Annotated in this window: 14 protein-coding genes; 8 read left to right on the forward strand and 6 right to left on the reverse strand. The window is 59.6% G+C overall.

What is annotated here, in order from left to right; all coding sequences use genetic code 11:
* Positions 1 to 347: 347 nt before the first annotated feature.
* The 3 genes from HMPREF2884_RS01325 to HMPREF2884_RS01335 all read right to left on the reverse strand — a co-directional run bounded on the left by HMPREF2884_RS01325 (position 348) and on the right by HMPREF2884_RS01335 (position 5,122).
* Positions 348 to 1,718 carry an RNA polymerase sigma factor gene (locus HMPREF2884_RS01325; RefSeq protein WP_070614959.1) on the reverse strand — a complete coding sequence of 457 codons (1,371 nt, stop codon included), beginning with the start codon at positions 1,716 to 1,718 and terminating at the stop codon, positions 348 to 350.
* A gap of 399 nt (positions 1,719 to 2,117) precedes the next feature.
* Entirely contained in the window at positions 2,118 to 4,001 is a 1,884-nt protein-coding gene (locus HMPREF2884_RS01330) for a metal-dependent hydrolase (RefSeq protein ID WP_070614961.1), read from the reverse strand.
* A 215-nt stretch (positions 4,002 to 4,216) separates the two neighbouring features.
* The gene (locus HMPREF2884_RS01335; protein WP_005505492.1) at positions 4,217 to 5,122 is read right to left on the reverse strand and encodes a PAC2 family protein; all 906 of its coding nucleotides are present in this window, start codon (positions 5,120 to 5,122) and stop codon (positions 4,217 to 4,219) included.
* A gap of 435 nt (positions 5,123 to 5,557) precedes the next feature.
* Between HMPREF2884_RS01335 and HMPREF2884_RS01340 the strand changes: the two genes are divergently transcribed.
* The 3 genes from HMPREF2884_RS01340 (at position 5,558) to sucB (ending at position 10,740) form a co-directional block, all read left to right on the forward strand.
* A complete protein-coding gene (locus tag HMPREF2884_RS01340) occupies positions 5,558 to 7,054 on the forward strand; it encodes a leucyl aminopeptidase (RefSeq protein WP_070614962.1) in 1,497 nt (498 codons plus the stop codon).
* 462 nt (positions 7,055 to 7,516) lie between these two features.
* Positions 7,517 to 8,902 (forward strand): dihydrolipoyl dehydrogenase, encoded by a 1,386-nt coding sequence (gene lpdA / locus HMPREF2884_RS01345; protein ID WP_049337822.1) that lies wholly within the window; start codon positions 7,517 to 7,519, stop codon positions 8,900 to 8,902.
* Positions 8,903 to 9,093: 191 nt separating this feature from the next.
* Positions 9,094 to 10,740 (forward strand): 2-oxoglutarate dehydrogenase, E2 component, dihydrolipoamide succinyltransferase, encoded by a 1,647-nt coding sequence (gene sucB / locus HMPREF2884_RS01350; RefSeq protein ID WP_070614964.1) that lies wholly within the window; start codon positions 9,094 to 9,096, stop codon positions 10,738 to 10,740.
* A 203-nt stretch (positions 10,741 to 10,943) separates the two neighbouring features.
* Here the strand turns inward: sucB and HMPREF2884_RS01355 are convergent, their stop codons facing one another.
* Positions 10,944 to 12,539: a peptidase gene (locus HMPREF2884_RS01355; RefSeq protein WP_070614966.1), complete on the reverse strand. Its 1,596-nt coding sequence runs from the start codon at positions 12,537 to 12,539 to the stop codon at positions 10,944 to 10,946.
* A 91-nt stretch (positions 12,540 to 12,630) separates the two neighbouring features.
* On the opposite strand from HMPREF2884_RS01355, the gene lipB reads away from it, so the two are divergent.
* The 5 genes from lipB (at position 12,631) to budA (ending at position 18,609) form a co-directional block, all read left to right on the forward strand.
* Positions 12,631 to 13,425, forward strand: coding sequence for a lipoyl(octanoyl) transferase LipB (gene lipB, locus HMPREF2884_RS01360; RefSeq protein WP_256388058.1), 795 nt, complete (start codon positions 12,631 to 12,633; stop codon positions 13,423 to 13,425).
* 164 nt (positions 13,426 to 13,589) lie between these two features.
* Entirely contained in the window at positions 13,590 to 14,597 is a 1,008-nt protein-coding gene (gene lipA / locus HMPREF2884_RS01365; RefSeq protein ID WP_005505472.1) for a lipoyl synthase, read from the forward strand.
* A 209-nt stretch (positions 14,598 to 14,806) separates the two neighbouring features.
* Positions 14,807 to 15,523 carry a DUF4191 domain-containing protein gene (locus HMPREF2884_RS01370; RefSeq protein ID WP_005505470.1) on the forward strand — a complete coding sequence of 239 codons (717 nt, stop codon included), beginning with the start codon at positions 14,807 to 14,809 and terminating at the stop codon, positions 15,521 to 15,523.
* Positions 15,524 to 15,869: 346 nt separating this feature from the next.
* On the forward strand, positions 15,870 to 17,294 hold the full coding sequence (gene glnA, locus HMPREF2884_RS01375) for a type I glutamate--ammonia ligase (RefSeq protein ID WP_005508615.1): 1,425 nt from the start codon (positions 15,870 to 15,872) through the stop codon (positions 17,292 to 17,294).
* 565 nt (positions 17,295 to 17,859) lie between these two features.
* Positions 17,860 to 18,609 carry an acetolactate decarboxylase gene (gene budA / locus HMPREF2884_RS01380; protein ID WP_005508614.1) on the forward strand — a complete coding sequence of 250 codons (750 nt, stop codon included), beginning with the start codon at positions 17,860 to 17,862 and terminating at the stop codon, positions 18,607 to 18,609.
* A 126-nt stretch (positions 18,610 to 18,735) separates the two neighbouring features.
* Here the strand turns inward: budA and HMPREF2884_RS01385 are convergent, their stop codons facing one another.
* Together HMPREF2884_RS01385 and HMPREF2884_RS01390 are read right to left on the reverse strand one after the other, a co-directional pair.
* Positions 18,736 to 19,164, reverse strand: coding sequence for an HIT family protein (locus HMPREF2884_RS01385; protein WP_060824575.1), 429 nt, complete (start codon positions 19,162 to 19,164; stop codon positions 18,736 to 18,738).
* A 55-nt stretch (positions 19,165 to 19,219) separates the two neighbouring features.
* On the reverse strand, positions 19,220 to 19,897 hold the full coding sequence (locus HMPREF2884_RS01390; RefSeq protein WP_060824574.1) for an MBL fold metallo-hydrolase: 678 nt from the start codon (positions 19,895 to 19,897) through the stop codon (positions 19,220 to 19,222).
* Positions 19,898 to 19,909 lie beyond the last annotated feature (12 nt).

The following is a 19,909-nucleotide window of genomic DNA, read 5'->3' on the forward strand; positions in this document are numbered from 1 at the left end:
GGGCACTCCCCCGCGAGCATCGTCCGCAAGCGGTCTCACGAACCCTACCTGCGCAAACCTATAAGGGTATAGAAAAGGCTCTCCGGTATCTCGGAGAGCCTTTTCTGTATGTGCAACTAAACCTTACGGCGTAGCCGGTCACGCGGAGCGGGGGCTCCGTCCTCGAAGCGCCCCCAGGCGCTGAAGAGGGGGCACTCCCCCGCGAGCGGGAACCGGTGCGCCGTCTGTAAGGACAAGCGCACGGAGTCCGGCCCCGCAATCCCCCGCGAGCATCGTCTGCGTGCCGGACAGCAGACCAGCTGCACGAGCATCCGCCAGCACGTTAGAACCGCTAGCTATGAACTTTTTTAGTCCAGGTAGTCGCGCAGTACCTGCGAACGCGACGGGTGACGGAGCTTAGACATGGTCTTGGACTCGATCTGGCGGATACGCTCACGCGTCACGCCGTAGACCTTACCGATTTCGTCGAGGGTCTTGGGCTGGCCGTCGGTCATGCCGAAGCGCATTGCGACCACGCCGGCTTCACGCTCGGAGAGGGTGTCGAGCACGGAGTGGAGCTGTTCCTGCAGAAGGGTGAAGGACACTGCGTCTGCGGGGACGACTGCCTCGGAGTCCTCGATGAGGTCACCGAATTCGGAGTCGCCGTCTTCACCTAGGGGGGTGTGCAGGGAGATGGGTTCGCGGCCGTACTTCTGGACTTCGATGACCTTTTCGGGGGTCATGTCGAGTTCCTTGCCGAGTTCTTCGGGGGTGGGTTCGCGGCCAAGGTCCTGGAGCATCTGGCGCTGCACGCGGGCGAGCTTGTTGATGACTTCTACCATGTGCACGGGGATGCGGATGGTGCGGGCCTGGTCTGCCATTGCGCGGGTGATGGCCTGGCGGATCCACCAGGTTGCGTAGGTGGAGAACTTGAAGCCCTTGGAGTAATCGAACTTTTCGACGGCGCGGATGAGGCCGAGGTTGCCTTCCTGGATGAGGTCGAGGAAGAGCATGCCGCGGCCGGTGTAGCGCTTGGCGAGGGAAACGACGAGTCGCAGGTTGGCTTCGAGCAGGTGGTTTTTGGCTCGCTTGCCGTCGTGGACGACCCAGCGCATGGCCTTTTTGAGTTCTTTGTCCATGTCGGGGTTTTCGGCGAGCTTGTGTTCGGCGTAGAGGCCTGCTTCGATGCGCATGGCGAGGTCGACTTCCTGCTGTGCGTTGAGCAGGGAGACTTTGCCAATCTGCTTGAGGTAGTCCTTGACGGGGTCGGCGGTTGCGCCGGGGGTGACGACGCGCTGTGCGGGTGCGTCGTCGTCGTCGTTTGCGGTGAGGACGAAGCCGGAGCCCTTGGCTGCTACTTCTTCCGCGGCCTTCTTTTCTTCTTTTTTGGCTACGGTTTCTTCGTCTTCTTCGTCGGTTTCGTCTTCGGCGTCGGTGGTTTCGAGTTCTTCGTCGAGTCCGAGGTCGAATTCGTCGTCGTCGTTCTTTTTGCGGCGGCCGCCGGTCTTGCGCTTGGTTGCGGTTTTGGTGGTGGTTTTACGGGTGCGCTTGGGCTTGTCTGCCTCGGTTTCGGCAGTAGTTTCGGCACCGGTTTCGGCGGTTGCGCCGGTGGTGTCTTCGGTTGCTGCTGCGGCTTTGGTGGTTGCCTTCTTGGTGCGGGTGGTCTTGGTGGTGGTTTTTGCGACGGTTTCTTCGGTTGCGTCGCCGGTCGCGGTCTTCTTGCTGGTTGCAGGTGCCACTAGAACCCTTTCTGGCTTGTGGTGGGGTGTTTTGTTTGCAAAACACCTAAGACCCTGTCAAGTCTGTGCTGGCGTCCTCGGTCGGGGTGTTTGCTGCTTTTGACGTGTTTAACGCTGTGGGGGCGGGTTTTATTCCGCGTGCGTTGGTCGTTTGCAGGGTTCCGTTGCTCGTTGTGTTGAGCTGTTTGAGGGCGCGTTGTAGCGCATTGACTATACGGGGTCAATATATAAGTATTGCAGATTTTTGGTTGCTTTCAACTTGACGCGCTGTTTGGGGGCTTGTGGGCCTGGTTTTGGGTGGGTGCGGCTGTGTACGGTTGTGTGTGGGAGGGGCGTGCCTGGTGGCGCGCCCCTCCCCTGTTTGTACTTCGCTTTAGGCACCGCTTTTAGGTGCCGCTTTTAGGGTTTTCGGGGTTTGAGGGTGCTGATGGGTTCGCGGTGTGTTCCGGGTTCGCCGCAGATGGTGTGTTTGATCCAGGCGGGTAGGTTGCCGGCGTTGAGGTGTACGTCGAGGATATTGAGGTCCTTTCCGGATGTGTGGCGGTGGGCTTCTTGGCGGAGCATGCGGGCGTAGGTGCTGTAGCCCTTGTACCAGTTGGTCCAGGCTTGGGTGTTGCGTAGTGCGGCATATTCTCCGTCGGTGCTGTGGGGTGTGAGCAGGCTGGTGAGTAGTTCGAGTGCGTTGAGACGTGCCCAGTGGGGGCTGTCTAGTTTTCCTTTGAGGGCGTTGAGGTAGTGGGTGTAGACGGCGTGGTGTTTGGTGAGGTATTCGCTGGTGGTGCAGCTTTCGTCGATTTGTTGTTTGAGGTTTTCGAGTTTGTTGTGGGTGTTGTGGTCTTTGGGGTGTTCCTCGAGGAGTGGGAGCAGGTCGCGGCTGATGGTGTTGAGTTCGGCTGCGCTGGCGTGGTCGGCGGGGGTGAGGTTTTCGAGTGCCCAGCCGTTGAGGTTGGCGTGCTGGTTGGTGCGGTTCTGCTGAATGGTGCGGTTCTGCTGGCTGCTGCGATTCTGTTGAATAGCGCGGTGGGTGCGGCGAATCCAGTCTTGCCATTGCACGCATTTTTCGGGCACGGCGCGTACGTGTGTCTGTTCGGTGCCGGGTGTGGCGCTGAGCGCGTGGGTGAAGCTGGCGGGGATATAGGTTTTGCGGGTGATGCGGGTACCGTAGTGGGGTGGTTCGAGCGGCACGAAGTTGGGGCTGGTGCTGGGGTATTCGCCGCCGAAGGCGTGGTAGGTGTATTGGGCGGAGTAGTGCAGGTAGGCGAGCGCTTTTTGGGCGTGGTTGAGCCCGTAGCCGGCGAGGTAGGTGAGCATTTCGGAGGTGATGGGGTTGAGGGTTGCCGGTGCGATGGAGGCACGTAGGTGCCCGGCGACTTCGGCGGGGATGAGTTCGCGGAGTGCGTCGCCAATGGTGGGCGCGTCACCGATGGTGGGGTTGCCGGCGTTATCGACCGGGTGGGTGGTGAGCAGGTGCGCGGCGGCGTTGATGGCTGCGTCCCAGTAGCAGAGGTCGACTTGGGCTTGGCGGTAGATGGTGCGGACGCCCTGGCGGGCTTCGTCGTTCCGGACGGTGTTGGTGCGGGTGTTGTCCCAGAGTTCTACGGCGTTTTCCCAGTCGTGGCGGGTTTCGGGGTTGCGGGTGGGGTCGGTGTCCCAGGGGCTGTGGGCGTAGTTGTGTTGGGCGGTGGCGGCGATGGTGTCGCCGTGGCGGGTGAGCCAGGTGTAGTAGCCGCTGTGGCGGAGTTCTTCGATGGGTGCGAGGAGGGTGAGCGTCTGCTGTTCGGGGTTGAGTGCCCAGATGCTGGCGCCGCCTGCGTAGATGACGTCTTCGCAGCGTAGTTCGCTGACGATGCGCGGGTCGTGGAGCAGGTGGAGCCAGGTGTTGATGTTGATTTGGGTTTCGAGGTCGTTATGGATTTCGTCGATGGTGGCGAGCTGTGCGGTGTCGGGGTTGAGTTGGCGTTGGCGTACGGTGTTGTCGCCGTCGATGATGATGGCGTAGAAGCGGGTGAGGGTTTCACCGTTGTGGCAGGTGGGGAGTTTGGTGAAGGTTTCGTGGAGGAAGTTGGCACGTTCGGTGTGGGTGCAGGGTTCGTCGGGTAGGTTGACGCGCAGGCTGGGACCGAGGGCGTTGTCGGTTGCGGTGAGGATGATGAGTGAGTGGTCGGGCCAGTAGCCGTGCTGGTGGAGGGCGCAGCTGAGCACGTCGTATTCGTTGCGGATGGGCGGGGGCGTGTCGTAGCCGCTGTTGGGGATATTGCCGTTGGAGATGTTGTTTGCGTTCATGCTTTCACGGTGGCATGGTTTGCGCGGGTGCTCAGGTTATACAAATAAATCTGTGGATACTTCGGTTCATGAATCCGAAGTATCCACAGATTTATTCGTATTGTTCGTTTGTACGCTGGGGTTTGTCCACAGCGGCGCGGGGTGCCGCGTCATAATTTGTCACGCAATATCTGTCAGGCACTATCTGGCGGGCGGTATCCCCTACTGCGCACGCTTTACTGTTCGTCGAGGAACCGCTCGAAGAGCGCACCAATCTCGTCGCGGCTGGGCACGTTGTGCGCGTCGCGGCGCGAGAGGGGAACCGCAATGTCGGAGGTGCGGAAGTTCTCGTCGTAGTTCTCTTCCATGGTCGTAATCATGCGACCAATTTCGGGGTTCTGCTTGACCTGATCGTTGATCTGGCTGTGCACGTGGCGTGCGGCTTCGCGCAGGTTCTCGGTGGGTAGGGAGAGGTGCGCCGCCATGCCCACGTGTTCGAGGGCGGTGAGGGTGCCCTGCGGCAGGTCCGCCTCTGAAATGTACTGGGGAATGTTCACGCCGAAGCCGACGGTGTCGATTCCGTTTTCGGTGAAGAGCACTTCCAGCAGGTTGGTGACGGTTGCGTGCACGTCCGCGCTGGGCTTCCACGGGGAGATGCCGCGAATCAGGTCCTTGCGGGAGCCGTGCGCGGTAATCGGGAAGGGGCGGGTGTGCGGCACCGGCATGGGGAATGCGGAGACCAGCACGACCAGGGAGGGCTTGACCCGCTGGGCGATGGTCAGCACCGCCTTTTCGAAGCGCTGCCACTGCAGGTCCGGTTCGGCACCGGTGAGTAGCAGGAACGGCTTGTCGAGGCTGTCTTCTACGGCGTAGAGCTTCAGCTGCGGGTATTGCGGCTTTTCGAAGTGGTCTTTTTCGTAGCGGATGTAGGGGCGGCGGGCGCGATAGTCGTGCAGCTGGTCGCTGTCGAACTCGACGATTTCAATGTTTTTGAGTTCGCTGAGTAGCACCTGCCCGAGCTGACCTGCGGTGGAACCTGCGTCTTGCGGGCTGGAGAGGGCGATGACGAGGGTTAGCCCGTGCATCCTGGGGTCGTCCAATATTTTGGTGTTGGCTAAGTAGAGATCTTCGGGGTTGAGCATTACGCCTCCTCACTTCTGTCTGGTTCGCGCCGCGTTCGGGGGGGGGCTTAGCGTTTTCTGCCGGCACCCGAGGTGTTGGGGCGAAGGGGCGTCTTCTGTTATCTGACGCTTTCCGTAGTCTTTCATTTTATGCCACTACTGCCCTGTCTCGACAGCGTGTGGGCTTTTCTCGCAGTAGGTGAACTTGTTTGGTGTCTCGTCTACGTTCTTAAGACGCTACAGCTCGGCCTTCTTGTGCCTTTTCTGTTCTGCCAGCTGTTCGGGGTGAGAGCTGAACCTCACGCCCTCCTACATATCCGTGTAGAGTAGAAGCAGTAGTCCGCGCGGCTTTGCGCGGCGGTATTCATCCTCACTCTTCGAGGGCCTACAGTTGAGTTTTTCGGGCGCGAGGATGTGCCCCGACTATTTTGAGAAGACATACGCAAAGGAGTAACGATGTCTCTGTCTCTGTCTATTCACAGCACCGACCTTGAAGCGCTCGAAGCTGACGTTCTGGTTCTGGGCGTTTTGAAGGGTTCGGACGGTGCGTACCTGGCGCCGAGCTCCCTGTCTGAGGACTCTGTTGAGGGTATTAACGAGCTGCTGGAGGCGCTGGGCGCCTCGGGTGCCCCCGATCAGCTGCTGCGTCTGCCCGGCCTTGAGGACACCGGTGCCGGCATTGTGGCACTGGCGGGTCTGGGCTCTGATACTGCTGAGGGTCAGGAGCGTCTGGACGCTCTGCGTTACGCGGCTGGTTCTGCGGCTCGTCAGCTGGTCGGTTCCGCTGAGGAGATTGCTTTCGATTTCGGTGTTTCTTCGGTAGAGGAAATTGAGGCTATTGCTCACGGCGCCGTGCTGGGTAACTTCGTTGAGGAGGGCCTGCGCGGCAAGACTCAGGACTCGATTAAGGAAGAGATCGATTCCATTCTGATTGTTTCCTCGATTGACCAGGAAGAGGCTGAGGAGGCTCTGGTTCACGCCCTGGTTCTGGGTGAGACCGCTAAGGATGCTCGCCGCCTGGTGAACCTGCCTCCGTCGCACCTGTACCCGGAGACTTTCGCTGAGTTCGCTGCTGAGGTCGCTGAGGATTACGCAAACATTGAGATTGAGCTGTTCCACCACGACCGCCTGGCTGAGGAGGGCTTCGGCGGCATTTCCGGTGTTGGTCAGGGTTCGCCCCGCAAGCCGGTTCTTGCCGTTGTGAAGTACACCCCGGAGAACCCGAAGGCTCACGTGGCTCTGGTCGGTAAGGGCATCACCTTCGATACCGGCGGTAACTCGCTGAAGCCTGCCGCTTCGATGATGACCATGAAGTGCGACATGGCGGGTGCCGCATCCGTTCTGAACGCTGTGCTCGCTTCTGCTGAACTGGACGTTCCGGTTGCTGTGACCGGTTACCTGTGCCTGGCTGAGAACATGCCCGGCGGTCACGCTCTGCGCCCGGAGGACGTCATCACCATGCGTGATGGTCGTACCGTTGAGGTGCTGAACACTGATGCTGAGGGCCGCCTGGTCATGGCTGACGGTATCGCTCTGGCTTCTGAATCGAACCCGGACGTCATCCTGGATATCGCTACCCTGACCGGTGCCGCTATGGCTGCTCTGGGTCTGCGCACCGCGGCTCTGCTCGGTGACGAAGAGATTCGCGACCGCGTGATTGCAGCCGGTGCTGCTGCGGGTGAGTCTTACTGGCCGATGCCGCTGGAGTCCTACCTGCGTAAGAGCCTGGAGTCCCCCGTTGCTGATATTAAGAACATTGGTTCCCGCTACGGTGGCGCCCTGACCGCGGGCCTGTTCCTGAAGGAGTTCGTGGGCGAGGGCATCCCTTGGGCTCACCTGGATATTGCGGGCCCCGCGTTCAACGAGGAGGCACCCTACGGCTTCACCCCGAAGGAAGGTACCGGCTTCGGTACCGCTACCCTGGTGAACTTCATCCAGTCCTACGCTAAGTAGCCTGTAGCTTTACTGGGCGCGCGGCATCACTAGGTACGTGTCCGTGCGCATCCACCAGCATAGACATCCGCCAGCATAGAGCTGATCTGAGGAGGGCTTCTCGGTATTCCTACCGGGGTGCCCTCCTCTGCATCTGTTCTTGACTGGTTCTGTTCTTGACCGGTTCAGTGCGACCGAGGTGGTGGTCCTGCCATCTGACTGTTCCCTGCCATCTGGTTGTTCTATGACGCGCCGCTTTTCTTGCGTGGTGAAAAATTTGGGGTGTTTGGGCGATTAATCGGCTAAAACCGCCCTGAGTGAACTTAAACGACCTTCAACGGGGGTATTGTTGTATTAAGTGTTTTTCTGCGTACGCGGAGGGGCGCGCGATTTTTTGTAAGTCGCGGGCCTTTCGCGCATGCTGGGAAACCTACCAATAAATTGGTAAAGAACTCATTGCAGGGGTCTTTAGCCCCAACAACTATGCAAGGGAGCAATATCGTGGCTCAAGAATTCGACATCCTCATCCTCGGCGGCGGTTCCGCTGGCTACTCTGCAGCTATTCGCGCACGCCAGCTAGGCTTCACCGTCGGCCTGATCGAGAAGGAAAAGGTCGGCGGCACCTGCCTGCACACCGGCTGTATCCCCACCAAGGCGTACCTGCACGCTGCTGAGCTGGCAGAAGAGGCACGCGAGGCGTCCAAGGTTGGCGTTAACGCTGTGCTGCAGTCCATCGAAATGGGCAAGGTTCGCGATTACAAGGACGGCATCGTCTCCGGTAAGTTCAAGGGTCTTGCAGGCCTGCTGAAGATGAAGGGCGTAGAGGTTATCCCCGGCGAGGGTAAGCTGACCGCTCAGGACACCATCACCGTCGGTGGTGTTGAGTACAAGGGTAAGAACATTATCCTGGCATCCGGCTCGGTCTCCAAGACCTTCGGTCTGCCCATTGAGGGTCGCGTTCTGACCTCCACCGAGGCACTGGAGATGGACTACCTGCCCAAGAGCGCTATCGTGCTCGGTGGCGGCGTGATTGGTTGCGAGTTCGCATCCATGTGGAACGCTATGGGCGTTGACGTCACCATCATCGAGGGCCTGCCGAACCTGGTTCCCAACGAGGACCCGGCTATCATCAAGGTTCTGGAGCGTGCGTTCAAGAAGCGCGGCATCAAGTTCAACACCGGCACCCTCTTCGAGAAGGTTGAGCAGGACGCTAACGGTGCTAAGGTCACTCTGGCTGACGGCAAGGTCTTCGAGGCAGAGATCGTTCTGGTTGCTGTTGGTCGTGGCCCGAACACCGCAAACATGGGCTACGAGGAGCAGGGCATCCCCATGGATCGCGGCTTCGTCCTGGCTAACGAGCGTCTGCACACCGGTGTGGGCAACATCTACGCTGTTGGCGACATCGTCCCCGGCGTTCAGCTGGCTCACCGCGGTTACCAGCAGGGTATCTTCGTTGCAGAAGAGATTGCTGGCCTGAACCCCACCGTTGTTGAGGACATCAACATCCCCAAGGTCACCTTCTGTGACCCGGAGATTGCTTCCGTTGGTTACTCCGAGCCCAAGGCTAAGGAGAAGTTCGGCGCTGAGAACGTTGAGACCGCTGAGTACAACCTGGCTGGTAACGGCAAGTCCGCTATCCTCGGTGCTACTGGTATTGTGAAGGTTGTCCGCCAGAAGGACGGCCCCATCGTTGGTGTTCACGCTATTGGTAAGCGCATGGGTGAGCAGATTGGTGAGGCTCAGATGTGGGTTGCTTGGGAAGCATTCCCCGAGGACGTCGCTAAGTTCATCCACGCACACCCGACTCAGAACGAGTCCCTGGGTGAGGCTGCAATGGTCCTGAACGGCACCCCGCTGCACAGCGCATAAATTTTGCTGACTGGCGTTAGCGCGTCAGCTTAGTATTGACGACCGTTGGTCGTTAGCGGTTGCCGGGCGTATCCGCTGAACAACGCCCCTATCCGGATGCGCGTCGACATGTTTCGACGCATGCGGCGCGCATCCGGGTCGCCGCTCACATTTTTCTAGTTCAAGCATTCACAAGGAGAACGGGAAAGATTATGTCCCACACCGTAGTACTGCCCGCACTGGGCGAGTCCGTGACCGAGGGTACCGTTACCCGCTGGCTCGTTGAGGTCGGCGACACCATTGAGGTTGACGCACCCCTGGTTGAGGTTTCCACCGACAAGGTTGACACCGAGGTCCCCTCCCCCGTAGCAGGCGTTGTTGAGCAGATTCTCGTCCCCGAGGACGAGGACGTCGAGGTTGGCGCTGCTCTGGCTATCATTGGCGACGGTTCCGGCGCTGCTGCTCCGGCTGCTCCGGTTGCTGAGGCTCCCGCAGCACCCGCTGCTGCTCCGGCTGCTCCCGCCGCTGGCTCCGCTTCCGGCACTGAGGTTCTGCTGCCCGCACTGGGCGAGTCCGTCACCGAGGGCACCGTTACCCGCTGGCTGAAGGAAGTTGGCGAGCAGGTTGAGGTTGACGAGCCCCTGGTTGAGGTTTCCACCGACAAGGTTGACACCGAGGTTCCCTCCCCCGTAGCAGGTACCCTGCTCGAGATCCGCATCCCCGAGGATGAGGACGCAGAGGTTGGCCAGGTTCTGGCTATCATCGGCGACGCTTCCGCTGCTGCTGCTGCACCGGCTGCTCCGGCTGCTCCCGCTCCGGTTGCTGAGGCTCCTGCAGCTCCTGTAGCACCCGCTGCTGCTCCGGCTGCTCCTGCAGCTCCCGCTGCACCTGCCGCTCCGGCAGCTGCTGAGGGCGAAGCATACGTGACCCCGCTGGTCCGTAAGCTCGCTAAGGACAACGGCATCGACCTGTCCACCGTCAAGGGCACCGGTGTTGGTGGCCGCATCCGCAAGCAGGATGTTCAGGCTGCTATCGCTGCTAAGGGTTCCGCTGCTCCCGCCGCTGCTGCACCCGCTGCAGCTGCTGCTCCGGCTGCTGGTTCCGCAAAGGCACCGCACACCTTCGAGGTTTCCCCCAAGCGTGGCACCGTCGAGAAGACCGCACGTATCCGCCAGGTTATTGCAAAGCGTATGCGTGAGTCCCTGGATATCTCCACCCAGCTGACCCAGGTCACCGAGGTTGACGTGACCCGCATCGTTCAGCTGCGTGCAAAGGCTAAGGACGGCTTCGCTGCTCGTGAGGGCGCTAAGCTGACCTTCCTGCCCTTCTTCGTCCAGGCATCCGCTGAGGCTCTGCAGCAGCACCCCGCTCTGAACGCTTCCATGACCGAAGACTACAAGCAGATCACTTACCACGGCTCCGAGAACATCGCTATTGCTGTGGACACCCCCAAGGGTCTGCTGGTTCCCGTCATCAAGAACGCTTCTGACCTGGGCATTGCTGGCCTGGCAAAGGCTATTGGCGACCTGGGTGGCCGTGCACGTACCGGCGACATCTCCCCCGAGGAGCTGTCGGGTTCGACCTTCACCATCACCAACATTGGTTCCTTCGGTGCACTGTTCGACACCCCGATCATCAACCAGCCGAACGTTGCAATCCTCGGCACCGGTTCCATCGTGAAGCGCCCCATGGTTGTTAAGGATGTTGATGGTAACGACGTTATCGCTATCCGCTCCATGTGCTACCTGTCCCTCACCTACGATCACCGCGTGGTCGACGGCGCGGACGCTGGTCGCTTCCTGCACACCCTCAAGACCCGCCTGGAGGAGGCAAACTTCGAGTCTGAGCTGGGCCTCTAAGACCTGCATAGATTCAAGGAAGTTTCCTTGTGGCGGTGCCCTGATGGGTAACTGAGTGTAGCTCTCCGGGTTTTCCCGGACAGTGAGCAAAAAGGCGGCGGCTCCATCCACTTCGGTGGGTGGGGCCGCCGCTTTTGTTGTGCCCGTTGTTATGCCCGCGTTTCTGCAGCGTCAGCTATACGGTGTTAGCTATACGGCATCGGCTATGCAGGGACGGGTTCGGCGCGGGCTATCTCCCAGCCTTTCTCCCCGCGGTGCAGGTCGAAGATGACTTTCTGGCGGGTGACGCCGTTTTCTTCGCTGAGTTTGCGGGCTTCCCGCTCGGTTTTATCTGCGCGGTAGCCGGGCGCGGAGACTACCGCCATCACGCGGATGTTCTCGCTGTCGCGGCTGAGTTCTTCGGCGGTGTCGACGGTGAGCTCTGCGCCGCCTCGGGCACGGCGTTCTTGGTTTCGCTGGTCGATGAGGGCACGTAGAATCTGCTCACCCTGCACAGTCTGACTCTGTTCTTCCGTTCCGCCGGATGCTTGCTCCCCCGCTACGTTCGCGGCTTGCGCGGACACGGGCTGTGCCGTTGCCGGGGCGTTCTGCCCGTAGGCGGTGAACCCGAGCGGCAGGGCGATAGCCCCCAGAGCCAGCGCGGCTACGCCCAGACGTACGGAGGGGCGGCTCAGCGCACCGCGTAGCGCCGCCAGTCGGGATGCATCCGTCGCTTCTGCGCTCTTCGGGGTTGGTGCACTCTTTGCGGGACTCAACGGCTTAGAGCCTGTGGCAGCTGCTGGCTTCTTCACGCGGGGCATACGTTCTGACAAGTAACGTTGCGTCTTCTGGAGCTTTGAGGGCTTCTGCACCGGCGCGGGATCTACCGCAACGGGAATCAGCGCGCGGGCGCGTTCGGAACAGCTCAGGTACACGTTGAGCGGGCGAGGCGGCACCTCCTCCGCGAGCGCTACCACGGAGCTCAGTCCGGCGGCCGCCGCCTCCTGGGCGGGTGCGTCTAGAAGGTATTCGAGGGCACGGCCGAGGCGTTCGACCCACTCGTTGCTGGGCGCGCCATTAGCTGTTGCGCCGGTAGCGCCGGTAGCGCCCATGCGCAGTGAGAGGGGTACGCGGGCGGCGGAGGGTTCCGGCTTGTGGCCGCAGGCGGCTTGCCAGAGCAGGGCGGCGGCGGAACGCGCGTAGTCACCGTAAGCGACTGTGAGCTGTTCAGCGTCGAGAGATTCCGCTTCACGATAGACGGCATCTGGTAGAAGGAGTTTGGGTACTCCGGCGGCGCTCAGCGCAATGTATTCGGCACTCAGCTCGGCGCGTCCCTCCCCCACCTTTTTGAGGCTGCCGAGTGCCCGGTGTAGCGTGCGCGCCAGGGTCATGAGCTCGGCGGGGTTCAGGGTGCGAGCACGCAGGAGCTTGTCGAGGGTGCCCGCGTCGAGGGGCTCGTACCAGAGGCACAGCTTGCTGTCGTACTCCTCGCTGGTGACGGCGTGGAGTTTGGCGACTCCGGGTGCGTTCCGCAGGGCGGCGGCTACCTGCGGGGTCTGGGCGTGAGCGGATGCATCCGTGCTTTCTTCGAATCCGTACCCGTTGGCTGCCGCGCGCAGAGTGGGCGCGGAGGGAGCGGAGCTCTCGGGTGCAGCAATGGTGCGCAGGGTGTAGCGTCCGGGGCGCGCGGAGGTTACCGGGGATACGGGAGTTACAGAGGGTGCGCTCTCGGCGGTTCCGCCCCGGTACTCGACAATCTGCAGGGTGGGCAGGGCCGAGTTGGCGATGCTTTCCAGAACGTGTGCTTCTTTGCTTCTCATACCATTATGTTATCAAATAACACCAAATAATATGTTTAGACTCAATAAAACACTATAAATAAACCATGCAACCCTAAAATCAACACCTGGAATATTCACCCCTCACTATCCACCACACCCGCCCGTAACATTCCTACATGTTCGCTCATCACGTGATTCAGGGCGCCCTAATTTTCTTCCCTCCACCAGCAGTACTAAGGTAGAAAGTATGTCTGTGACGATTGAACGCGTGGGCTTCGCCCCGAACTATGTGAACTATGTTGAGTGCCTGGACAAGCAGTACCGCATCCACGATGAGGTGGCTAACCGCACCCGCCAGAATACGATTCTTCTACTTGAGCACGAGGCAGTGATTACTGCCGGTAAACGCACCGAAGACCACGAGTACCCCGCAGACAAGTCCACCCCTGTCGTCAAGATTGACCGCGGCGGCAAGCTGACCTGGCACGGCCCCGGTCAGCTGACCGGCTACCCGATTCTGCGCCTGCCCGAGCCCATTGACGTGGTGGCGTATGTGCGCATCGTCGAGGAAATCATCATTAACGTCCTGGCTGGTCTGGGCATTAAGGGTGAGCGCGTTGAGGGCCGTAGCGGCGTGTGGATCCTGGGCGACGGCATCACCCAGGACAAGAAGATCGCGGCACTGGGCATGCGCGTTTCGCGTAACACCACCATGCACGGCTTCGCAATCAACTGCTGCAACGACACCGCACCTTTCCAGCAGTTCATTCCCTGCGGCATTAGCGATGCGGGTGTTACCACTATTTCGGAGCAGCTGGGCCGCACCGTCACCCCCGCCGATATTTTGGAGCCGCTGGAGGCAGAGCTTCTGAAGTACCAGGACCGCCTGGCAGAGTCTTTCGAGCCCATTGCGGCGCAGGACTAAACGCAGGGTTAGACGCAGTCAAGAAGCATCGAACGGGTCGTACACGTAACGCGTCCGGCTTTGTTCGTCATATACGAAAACCAGTTTCACCTACGCCTGAGCGGGCGTAAAATAGAAGATGGCCCACCTGCACAGAGGGCACATCTAGACCAAGGAGAAGACTTTTGAGCACCGCACCTGAAGGACGCAAGCTACTGCGTGTGGAGGCCCGCAACGCTGAGGTTCCCATTGAGAAGAAGCCTCACTGGATTAAGACCAAGGCTATTGTTGGCCCCGAATACAACGAGATGCGCGAGCTGGCTCGCGGTCAGGGCCTGCACACCGTGTGTGAAGAGGCTGGCTGCCCCAATATTTACGAGTGCTGGGAAGACCGTGAGGCAACCTACCTGATTGGTGGTTCCGAGTGCACCCGCCGTTGCGACTTCTGCAATATTGCGACCGGCAAGCCTGTTGCTGTTGACTACGCTGAGCCGTTCAAGGTTGCTAAGAACGTGAAGGTCATGGGTCTGCGTTACGCAACCGTGACCGGTGTTGCTCGTGATGATCTGGAAGACGGCGGTGCGTGGCTGTACGCAGAGACCACCCGTCAGATTCACAAGATGTGCCCGAACACCGGCGTTGAGATGCTCGTCCCCGACTTCAAGGGTGTTCCCGAGCATGTTCAGAAGGTGATTGACGCTAAGCCTGAGGTGTTCGCACACAACCTGGAGACTGTTCCCCGTATCTTCCGTCAGATTCGCCCGGCGTTCCGTTACGAGCGTTCCCTGGATGTTATTACCCAGGCTAAGGAAGGCGGTATGGTCACCAAGTCCAACCTGATTCTGGGTATGGGCGAGACCGATGACGAGATTTACGAGGCGCTGTGCGATTTGCACGATGCTGGTTGTGACATCATTACCCTCACCCAGTACCTGCGCCCCGGCCCGCTCTTCCACCCGATTGAGCGTTGGGTGAAGCCGCAGCAGTTCGTGGATTTTGCGAACATGGCTGAGGAGATTGGTTTCGCTGGCGTTATGGCGGGCCCGATGGTTCGTTCTTCGTACCGTGCAGGTCGCCTGTGGGCTCGTGCAATGCGTAAGAACGGCTACCCGATTCCTGAGAACCTTGCCCACATTGAGGGTGAGGGTGCAGCTCTGCAGGAAGCCTCCTCCCTGGTGGCTGCGGGCTACTAAGCCTTTTCAGAATCTTTCTGAGAGCGTTGAGGCTCCTCGAACCCGGTGTTCGTCCGGTGTTCGGGGAGCCTCCCCTTATGCACCGCCCCTTGTGCGGGTAGGGTAAACTAGAAAAATTGCAGGCATACACTGCATCGTTACGTCACTATGGTTCCGTGAGCGTTTGAGGCGCTTCTCGGGGCCGCGGAAGAACCAGCCGAGGAAGAATCGTGGCAGATAAGCGCGAAGAGAAGAAAAAGAAGAAGGAACGCACTCCGGGCACTTTCGCCCAGATGAAGCAGGTCTACCAGATGACCAAGAAGTCCGACCCGAATATCGGTTGGATTCTGAGTCTGTCGGCTCTGGGTACCCTTTTGGTTTTCCTCCTCATCGGTATTGCCCTGGGTAACTGGATTACTTTCCTGATTCTGGGTCTGGGCGTTGCCGCTATTGTGGCGATGCTTCTGCTGGGTCGCCGCGCGCAGACTGCGGCTTTTGCTCAGATTGAGAACCAGCCCGGTCGTAGTGGTGCGGCGATGAACTCGGTGCGCCGCGGCTGGATTGTTGAGGAGCAGCCCGTTGCTGCGAACCGCAACCAGGATCTGGTGTTCCGTGCGCTGGGCCGTCCCGGTATTGTGCTGGTGACCGAGGGCCCTCACAGCCGCGTGAACTCGCTGGTGAACACTGAGAAGAAGCACTTGGCTCGTGTGGCTCCCGGTGTGCCGGTTCATGTGATTGAGACCGGTCACGATGAGGGTCAGGTTGAGCTCAAGGACGTTGTGAAGACTATGAACAAGCTTCCGAAGGCTCTAACTCAGCAGGAGATGCAGGTTGTTTCTGGTCGTCTGAGCACCTTGAACACTATGCGTAACCCGATGAATGGTCTGCCGAAGGGTGTTGACCCGATGCGTGCTCGCCCGGACCGTCGTGCGATGCGCGGCCGCTAAGCGAGACGCTGATATAAGGTTTTGAAGGCTCCGGCTCTTCCCGTGGGGGGAGGGCCGGGGCCTTTTGTTATACCCGGTTATTGCGTTGCTGGCATTGATGTTGGCTTTACTAGAGCTTTATTAGAGGGCGTTAGCATCTGCGCTGTGTGTCGTAAGACAACCAAGATGTAACTCCTTTCCAGGATTTGTAACATTACCGAAACACGATAGTCACGCACGCGCAAAAAATAACCACTATGCTTGATATGTCACAGGGTTTTGCCCGCGGCCAAAAACTAAACCAAAGACTGAATGTGATGAGGGAAGATACCCTCCTGCACCGTCAGTCGAACAAGGAGCAGTCCTCATGTTTACCAGCCCCCAGGAAGTTCTCGACTTTATCAAGAACGAAGAAGTAGTCTTCGTTGATATCCGATTCACCGACATGCCCGGCGTGCAGCAGCACTTCAACCTGCCCGCTAAGGCGATTGATGACGATTTCTTCGTCAACGGCCAGCTTTTTGATGGCTCCTCCATTCGCGGCTTCCAGGGCATTGCAGAGTCCGACATGCAGCTGATCCCCGACGTTCAGTCCGCGTACGTTGACCCCTTCCGCATTGAGAAGACCCTGGTCATCATCTGCTCCATCGTGAACCCCCGCACCGGCGAGCCCTACCACCGTGACCCCCGCGGTGTCGCTGAGCGTGCCGAGGCGTACCTGCAGTCCACCGGCATTGCAGACACCGCATTCTTCGCATCCGAGGCTGAATTCTTCGTCTTCGAGGACGTCCGCTACCAGGTCGAGCCGAACTCCGTGTTCTACAAGATCGACTCCGATGAGGCACCCTGGAACACCGGCCGGAAGGAAGAGGGCGGCAACCTGGGCAACAAGACCCCCGTCAAGGGCGGCTACTTCCCCGTCTCCCCCGTCGACAAGCAGGCTGACCTGCGTGACGCAATGTGCGTAGCAATGGACGAGGTTGGCCTTGAGGTTGAGCGTAGCCACCACGAGGTGGGCGCAGCCGGCCAGGCAGAAATCAACTACAAGTTCGACACCCTCACCAAGGCTGCTGACGACCTGCTGAAATTCAAGTACGTCATCAAGGGCACCGCAGACGCATGGGGCAAGTCCGTGACCTTCATGCCCAAGCCCGTGTTCGGTGACAACGGCTCCGGTATGCACTGCCACCAGTCGCTGTGGCAGGACGGCGAGCCCCTCTTCTACGATGAGCGCGGCTACGCTAACCTCTCTGACACCGCACGCTGGTACATTGGCGGTCTGATTGAGCACTCCTCTGCTGTTCTGGCATTCACCAACCCGACCGTGAACTCTTACAAGCGTCTGGTTCCCGGCTACGAGGCTCCCATCAACATGGTGTACTCGCAGGGTAACCGTTCCGCCGGTATCCGCATCCCGATTACCGGCACCAACCCGAAGGCTAAGCGTCTGGAGTTCCGTGCACCGGACCCCTCCGCTAACCCCTACTTCGCGTTTGCTGCTCAGCTGATGGCTGGTCTGGACGGTATCCGTAACCGCATTGAGCCGCCGGCACCGATCGATAAGGACCTGTACGAGCTGCCCGCTGAAGAGGCTAAGGACATCAAGAAGGCTCCGGCTAACCTGGAGGAGGCGCTGGCGGCTCTGGAGGCTGACCACGACTTCCTGCTCGAGGGCGGCGTCTTCACCGAGGACCTGATTCAGGCTTGGATTGACTACAAGCGTAAGAACGAGCTGGAGCCGCTCTCGCTGGTTCCGCACCCGCTTGAGTACCAGCTGTACTACGGCGTCTAATCTTTCTTCCTGAACGGTGCCCCTTGTAGGGGGTGCGTTCAGGAGAACAGGCAACGGCCTATACGTTCCTTTGGGAGCGTATAGGCCGTTGTTGTGTTTTCTGCTGGGTTTCTGCAGGGGGTCTGCCGGTTGCAGGCTCGTCGGGCCATTTTTGGTGACGGTTCGTGTCTAATATTTTTCTGCCTCGATGAGCCTCGGGTGTCTTAGTTGCGCTTAGAGCGGCTCTAAGGGCTAAGCTGTTGGTGCTGGCGTTCCCTCTCTTTTTGTCGTGCAACCGGAGGGAATGCCAGTCTATTTTTATGCCCTTGTGCAGTTGACTGCTTTCAGCGTTCTAGAGGCCACATCATAAGATGTTGTACCCGCTAGTCCCGGGGTTCTTCCTGCACAGGCGTACAATGAGAGTGCGTGCGCCCGGCCTGCGTCACCTACGAATTCCTAGAGAAACGACATCACACGCCGTGTTCTCCCCGACGCCCTTCCCCTTTTTAGCATCAGTTAGGGCGAGTATCGCCGATGACCGACCGACCCGTCTGACGCCGCATCCACTGTAACGAGGAGAAATCTCATGGCATATCAGCCGACCATCCTAAACGGTGAAACTGTTTTCCGTAACGAAGTTTTTCAGACCGGCCTCATGTCCCAGCTGCTGGACGGCATCTACGATGGCGAGATGACCATCGGTGAGCTCCTGAGCCACGGCAACTTCGGTGTGGGTACCTTCAACGGCCTCGACGGCGAAATGGTCGTCCTCGACGGCGTCTGCTACCAGGTACGCCACGACGGCTCCGTATCCCTGCCCGACCTGCGCCAGCAGACCCCCTACGCCGTGGTCACCAACTTCGTGCCCATGATTAAGCGCGAACTACCGCAGAACCTACTCCGTAAGTCTGCCTCCCAGATTCTGGATGACTTCACCGTCTCCAAGAACTACATGTACGCCATCAAGATTTACGGCGAGTTCGAATGGGTCCGCACCCGCACCGTCATCAAGCAGGAGAAGCCCTACCCGAAGATGGTTGCGGCCACCGAGAACGAGGACATTGTCCAGTTCGATAACGTGACCGGCACGATTGTTGGCTTCCGCACCCCGATCTACGAGCAGGGCATCTCGGTGCCCGGCTGCCACGCCCACTTTATCGATGATGAGCACGTTCAGGGCGGCCACGTGGTCGACTTCAAGCTACGCTCCGCAAAGGTCGAGATTTGCCCCGGTACCGGCCTGCAGCTGCACCTGCCGCTAACCCCCGAGTTCTCCTCCGCTAACCTCTCCCCCGAGGACCTGGCTGACCAGATCTCCAAGGCTGAAAAGCACTAAGTTTCTTTCCCCCCGGGATATAGCAACGGGCTATATTAACGAAGGAGCCGCCCTCTACTGTTCTGTAGAGGGCGGCTCCTTCGTGGTTATACGCGTTGTCGTGTTTATACGCGCTGTAAAGGGCGCTTACGCCTCCGGCACGAACTCGCCGTGACCGCGCTCGCGCAGGGCAGCACGCACCTTCTCGGCGGCCGCATCCAGCTCTTCTGCGGTAGCGTCCTTCTTCGCGTTGGCGGGATCGTAGTCAGCCATGCCGTCAGCCGGGAACAGGTGGATGTGGGTGTGCGGAACGTCGAAGCCCGCAATCATCAGAGCCACACGGTCCTTATCAAACGCCTGATCCAGGGCACCAGAAATCTTGTGCGCCACAGCGAACAGGTGCGCAGCCAGCTCATCCGGCAGGTCGGGCCAACGGTCGACCTCAGCGCGGGGAACGAGCAGCAGGTGACCTTCCGACAGGGGCATGATGTCCAGGAAGGCGACGCAGTGCTCGTCCTTCCAGACGAAGCGGCCGGGAATCTCGCCCTCAATAATCTTGGTAAAAATCGTGCTCACAATATAATCTCCTTCATGCGCCGTCGTCGGCGCGTTTGAAGCTCAACGGTCAGGCTTACGCCTCAACCTCAATGCTCTCGCCGGGGTTCAGGTGCTTCAGCTCAGTGCCGTACTTCGCGCCGAAGTTCGTCACCAAGCCCTCAATAATGCCGGTGCCGTTGGCGTTAATCATGCCGTTGTGAATCGGAACCACACGCTGAGCGCCGGTCGCAATCACAAAATCAATGACTTCCTGAACCTTCGACCAGGGCGCGTGAATCGGCACCAGAACGGTATTCGCACGCACGCGGTGCGGAACCACCAACGAGTCACCCGGGTGGTACACGGCACCGTTAATCAGGTAACCGACATTAGCGATGGTCTGAATCAGCGGGTGAATCAGGGCGTGCTGACCGCCGTAGGTCTTCACCTCAAAACCGGGGATGCTGAACTCAGAATCAGAGGAAACAACGGTAACCTCGGCAGCGGGCACAGCCTCCTTGATGACCTGGGCGACAGTCTCGGGAGCCCAAATCTTCAACGGGGTCTGCGACTCGGCACGCTCAGCAATCAGCGGTAGCACCGACGGGCCATCAAAATGGTCCGGATGCGCGTGGGTCACGAACAGGTAATCGGCGTCTTCCAGCGCGGTAGCGTGTTCGCCTTCTGCGGCAAAATTGCCGGGGTCAAGAACGAGGGTGCGCCCCTCATTCTCAAGGCGGATACATGAGTGGGTGTACTTCGTCATTTTCATAGTTTTAGTCTA

It is taken from the genome of Rothia sp. HMSC073B08, assembly GCF_001812975.1.
In the GTDB taxonomy this organism is placed as follows: Bacteria; Actinomycetota; Actinomycetes; order Actinomycetales; family Micrococcaceae; genus Rothia; species Rothia mucilaginosa.